At 41.7% G+C, this 3,779-nt stretch carries 3 protein-coding genes and 1 riboswitch; of the genes, 2 read left to right on the top strand and 1 reads right to left on the bottom strand.

Annotation, left to right across the window (positions count from 1 at the left end; all coding sequences use genetic code 11):
- Window positions 1–133: 133 nt before the first annotated feature.
- Window positions 134–335: riboswitch (cobalamin riboswitch) on the bottom strand.
- Between the two features lie 77 nt (window positions 336–412).
- Window positions 413–1,189 carry a hypothetical protein gene (locus tag V7201_RS07795; RefSeq protein WP_335376225.1) on the bottom strand — a complete coding sequence of 259 codons (777 nt, stop codon included), beginning with the start codon at window positions 1,187–1,189 and terminating at the stop codon, window positions 413–415.
- A gap of 420 nt (window positions 1,190–1,609) precedes the next feature.
- Here V7201_RS07795 and V7201_RS07790 point away from each other — a divergent pair, with 420 nt between their 5' ends.
- Window positions 1,610–2,794 (top strand): FtsW/RodA/SpoVE family cell cycle protein, encoded by a 1,185-nt coding sequence (locus V7201_RS07790; RefSeq protein WP_335376224.1) that lies wholly within the window; start codon window positions 1,610–1,612, stop codon window positions 2,792–2,794.
- A complete protein-coding gene (locus V7201_RS07785) occupies window positions 2,794–3,765 on the top strand; it encodes a GNAT family N-acetyltransferase (RefSeq protein WP_335376223.1) in 972 nt (323 codons plus the stop codon). Before V7201_RS07790 ends, V7201_RS07785 begins: the two co-directional genes overlap by 1 nt.
- The last annotated feature ends 14 nt before the right edge of the window (window positions 3,766–3,779 follow it).

Genomic DNA, 3,779 nt, shown 5'->3' with positions numbered 1-3,779 from the left:
CAGCCTTGTTTAACAGAACCTTAAATAAAATAAAAAACATCTCCACCTGAAGGGGAGATGTCCGAGTAAGCAAATGTTCTTTAGTATACAAAAAGACATAGAGCCTGTCGGCACCTCCCTATCCTCGTAGGTTTGCTGGTGCAATGAACAGGCAGGTCTCCTGGCTCATGGTCATCGCTTGCTGCGCCTTCCCATACTTTGTACAGTGGCATTTTGCAGCTTGCTTCCATTCACAGTGGCGGGACCGCGTTGGATTTACACCAACTTCCCTTTTAAGTCTTGTTTTCATAAGGCTATGCATAGCCTTAAAAGACACCCGATTCATATGATTATGTAATTTTCCGCTAAATCCAATTATACACGATGGCGGAAAAAATGCTTCAAAAAAGATCAAATTTCGCCACAAACAGGATTATTGTGCCTGCAGGCTCCACTCCTTCAGCTTTTTATCGAATACGAGTTTGCCATCACAGTTATTCCTGCTTGCCTCTTTGAACTCATCATACATATCATCCATATTGGAAAAATCACCGATGATCCAAATCGGTATTTCGAGACGGTTGCGGTTTTGCTGCATATGCTTGAGAGAAAAGACAGCGCCTTCCTTTAATGCAGGAGTCAGCGATTTTAAGATTTCCTTGCTCACAGAAGGATATAATTTCTTTTTCCTGATTCCCAGCAATGTTTTCTCTGGCTTCAATTCACCAAGTTTGCCGGCAATCACAATTCCGAGCATTCGGAAAAAGTCATTGAAGTTCCGGTAATACGTTTTATTGAACCAGCCATCTTCGTGTGCAAGATAAGCAAATCGGTTGCCCAGCTGATTATAGAATGGAAGCTTGAGATGATGCTTGATATGTCCAAGATAGAGGAGTTCCGCTATTTCCTGACCTGTAAGCACATTCAGCGCTTCAAGTTCCTCAAAATCAATCCAGCAGAAATCACCGAAGGCATGTACATTTTCCACAACAAGTTTTTCCACACTATCTTCCGGGACATACTCAAATAAGGTATGCCTATTAAATTCACCATCTTCATATTGATGTTTCAAAAGCAGCAAATGATTGAGTGAATCCGATAATGAGCGGGCAAATTCAAAAAATTCGATTCCGTATGAAAGGACATATTGATCCCGGTCGTTCAAATGGACATATACCATTTCCCGGTTATAAGGATGGTGCTTTTTCAAGGGGCAAACCTCCCGGACAATTTCTTGGCTGTGAAGATGGATTGTGGATTCAAATTCGCGAAAGAATGAATTTGAGTTCAGACAAATTGAGCTACATTTCCGTTCATAATGACGCTCATTCCATTCTAACAAAAAACATCTAAAATAGCTTATTTTGATACTCAAAATTTTTCCGGTATAATTGCAGTTTTTCGGATAAAAAACATCTTTATTATTGTCTATCCCTGCTAAAAGAATCCCGAATGTTGAAGCTGATAATATTTGGCCTAAACAGTTTATTTTAAGCAACCAAGTGTTCCCTTCCATCGTCTATTATTTCTGTATAAGAAAATGTTTCCTCCAGAGGCATTGTAAGGATATTTTTTCTTTGTTAGCATAAATTTGTAAATATCAAGAGACAAATCGGACAGGGTGTATGTTATGGGAAATCCTTCGAAAAAGTATGATCGGTTTGACTGGACATTAACGTTCATTTTGATGCTGTTTTTTCTGACAAGCTGCGCAGCTATTTACAGTGCGCAGAAAACGGGACAATACAGTGAGAACTTCATGTTCAAGCAAATATTCTGGTACGTCGTCGGCGCAGGGATCATCGGTGTTGTCATGCAATTTGACAGCGAGCAATCCAGGAGGCTTTCCTGGTATTTGTACGGGTTTGGCATTTTCCTTCTCATCGGATTGTACCTTGCTCCTGCAAGCATCGCTCCCCATATCAATAATGCAAAAAGCTGGTTTGTCATCGATCCAATTGGTTCCATCCAGCCTTCAGAATTCATGAAAGTCTTTCTGATCCTTGCCCTCAGCAAAGCCATTTACATCCATCATGAAAAACATGAAAGAAAGACCTTCCAAACAGACTTGCTCCTCTTTATCAAACTGGGAGCGATTACTGCGTTCCCACTCGGACTGATTATGCTTCAGCCTGATCTTGGAACAGCGCTTGTAATCCTTGCCATCTTCACCGGATTGATTCTCGTTTCCGGCATCACTTGGAAAATTATTTTGCCGCTTTACGGCGGCGGCGCGGCGCTTGGTGCAGGAATTCTATATCTCGTCATCTGGAAACCTGAAATACTCAAGGAATATTTAAAAGTGAAGACCTATCAGTTTGGGCGCATTTATGCCTGGATCGATCCTGAAAGCTACCAGAGTGAGTATGGTTACCATTTGATCAAATCACTCAGGGCAATTGGCTCTGGGATGCTGACCGGCAAAGGCTTCAGCGAACGGGAAGTGTATATTCCCGAAAGCCATACTGATTTTATTTTCAGTGTGATTGGAGAGGAATACGGCTTCGTGGGCGGCAGCGTGGTCATCAGCCTCTTTTTCCTGTTGGTCTATCATTTAGTAAAAACAGCTTTGGATACAAACGATCCATTCAATACTTATATAAGCGCTGGTGTGATCAGCATGGTCACTTTTCACGTCTTCCAGAATATTGGAATGACCATTCAGCTGCTGCCAATCACCGGCATCCCGCTGCCCTTCATCAGCTACGGCGGCAGCTCGCTCATGGGCAATATGCTCGCCATGGGTCTGATCTATGGCATTCACTATCACCATAAAACATATATGTTTGCATCAAATGACAGGAGTTTTAACTAATGAAATTAGTCAGCCATTATCGCGACAATGATCTTTTAAGAAACAGTTTTATCGAACTCGCCCATGAAATTTTCGGGATCAATTTTAGCAGCTGGCATGAATTGGGGTATTGGGACAACCACTATATCCCTTACTCCTATGCAGACGGGGATAAAATCGTCGCCAATGTGTCAGTCAATAAGCTTGATTTTATCGTTGAAGGCGACAATTGCAGAACTTTGCAAATCGGCACTGTGATGACCCATCCTGATTACCGCAGCAAAGGACTGTCAGCAAGCCTGATGAATTATATCCTCGAGGAGTACAAAGATCAATACGACTTCATGTATCTGTTTGCCAATGACAGCGTTCTCGATTTTTACCCAAAATTCGGATTTGAACGGGTGGAAGAATCATTATATACGATGAAATTTCAAGCGGAATCACAAGTAACGGTGAACCATCCTTCAAATACTGTGGCAGGAACCAACTATCCAGAAAACCATTCTTCTGGCTTTGCAAAGGAATCTAAATCCACTTCAACTTTTAGTGAAAAAGTGTTAAGAAATTTGGATACCTCCAATACCGAGGACCTTCAGTTAATTGAGAAAATGGTTTATGAAAGAATGCCTGTTTCGCATGTTTTTGGCACGACCAATTCAGGCGGCATTACGATGTATCATGTCCTAAATGTATTTACAGATTCCCTTTATTATTCTGAGCAGGAAGATGCGGTCATTATTTTTTCAAAAGAGGATCACATAGTTCACCTGATTGATGTAGTCAGCAAGGCTCCGGTAAACATAGAAAGGATTCTTGCCGCAATAGCCGATGGAGTCACAAACGAGATTGTGTTCCACTACACACCCGATTATGAAGCACTGGAATATTCACTCAGTCCATTTAAAAGAGAGGGTGCCCTTTTTGTAAAAACAAACGGCAACCTATCCTTTCCACCGCATGCGAAACACCCTGTTACATCTGAGGCATAAGAAAAGCGCAAGCG

The sequence above is a fragment of the Bacillus sp. JJ1122 genome (genome assembly GCF_036964885.1).
Taxonomy (GTDB): domain Bacteria; phylum Bacillota; class Bacilli; order Bacillales; family Cytobacillaceae; genus Mesobacillus.
Note: the sequence above shows the minus strand (reverse complement) of the source record. Positions and strands in the feature narration are given on the sequence as shown.